This window comes from Megasphaera micronuciformis F0359 (genome assembly GCF_000165735.1).
Lineage (GTDB): Bacteria > Bacillota > Negativicutes > Veillonellales > Megasphaeraceae > Megasphaera > Megasphaera micronuciformis.
Genome location: NZ_GL538183.1, coordinates 1 through 1,441 on the forward strand (window position 1 = coordinate 1; position 1,441 = coordinate 1,441).

2 protein-coding genes are annotated in these 1,441 nt (G+C 47.9%); both read left to right on the forward strand.

Translation table 11 applies throughout. The features are described from left to right. A partial coding sequence (locus tag HMPREF9429_RS01165) for a terminase large subunit (protein WP_006940994.1) occupies positions 1 to 1,161 on the forward strand: 1,161 nt, incomplete at its 5' end. Between the two features lie 10 nt (positions 1,162 to 1,171). Next, positions 1,172 to 1,369: a hypothetical protein gene (locus tag HMPREF9429_RS01170; RefSeq protein WP_156780686.1), complete on the forward strand. Its 198-nt coding sequence runs from the start codon at positions 1,172 to 1,174 to the stop codon at positions 1,367 to 1,369. Positions 1,370 to 1,441 lie beyond the last annotated feature (72 nt).

Genomic DNA, 1,441 nt, shown 5'->3' on the forward strand with positions numbered 1-1,441 from the left:
GACGGCAAGACAGGTGACGGGCTGAACCCGCAATGTGGACTTATCGACGAGTATCATGCGCACCCGACAGACGAGATTCTGGAAGTCATTAATACGGGGATGGTAGCCAGACGCCAACCGCTTTTATTTATCATCACTACGGCGGGCAATAACTTCGGTGGTCCGTGTTATCGAGTGGAGTATCCGCTCGTTGAGAAGATTTTAAACCCGGCCCTTGATTTTGACGTGGTCGATTACTTTTGTATGGTAAATGAACTCGATCGAGATGACGAAGGAACCCTGTTAGATGACGTAAAAAACGAAGAATGCTGGATAAAGGCCAACCCGATAGCCGCTGCTTACCCTGAAGGGCTGGCTAATATCCGAAGTAAACTGGCGTCGGCACTTGAGAGTCCCGAGAAGATGGAGTCGTTTTTAACGAAGAATATGGACCTATGGGTCAATCAGTCGGAGTTATCGTATATGGATATGGCCAAGTGGAAAGAACGAGGAGCCATTACGGCCCCTCCTATTGACCTATACAAGCAGGATATGTACATCGGCATCGACTTGTCGATGCGCATCGATCTTACGGCCGTGGGGATGGTGCTACCGCTTGATGACGACGGGACGACCAAGTATTTGGTACGAGCCCACGGGTTTATTCCGGAAGAGAAGGTAGCTACACATGAAAAAACCGATAAGGCGCCGTATCGAGCCTGGGCAAGAGCAGGATACCTTACCATCACCCCGGGAGATGTCGTGGATTACCGCTTTATCGACACATGGATACAAGAACAAATGGATAACCTGGGGGTAAACCTTAAGGAAGTATGCTATGACCCGTATAACGCGACTCAATTTTCGCAAGAGCTTGATTCAAGGGGCATTGTAACCGTTGAAGTACGGCAAGGGATGCGAACGCTTTCAGAACCGACCAAGGCCTTTCGAGAAGAAGCCTATCGCGGAAACATCTTACATGAACCCAATCCTCTTTTAGATTGGGCTATTAGTAACGCCGTGACTAAGCGTGACCACAATGAAAACATCTTGCTTGATAAGGCAAAGTCCACCAACCGCATTGACCCGATAGCGGCGGTTATAAACGCCTTTAGTAGGGCTTATGTAGCGGAACTTGAAGATTTAAGCGAGTATGTCTTATCCGATGAATTTAGTTTATAGGAGGAATCATATGAAGACGATAAAAAAGTTTGCCGATGATATCTTACTACTTGCCGGCTTTATCTTATTAGTGGTAGCCGGGTCGTATGTAAGTCCTGCCGTAGCCTTATATACGGCAGCCGTTGAATGCTTATCGGGGGCGTATCTTATTAATTACACGATAACTGCCGATAAGGCTAAAGGGGTCGATACGGATGCTCATTCGTAACTGGCTGTTAAACCGGGCCAATGGGAGCGGGAAGCTGTTTACCGGAACCGATAGCGGGACCCTTTTAAATCC

Bases quoted from the DNA above. Each gene is read 5' to 3' on its own strand.
- HMPREF9429_RS01170 (WP_156780686.1), top strand. From the start codon at position 1,172: ATGAAGACGATAAAAAAGTTTGCCGATGATATCTTACTACTTGCCGGC.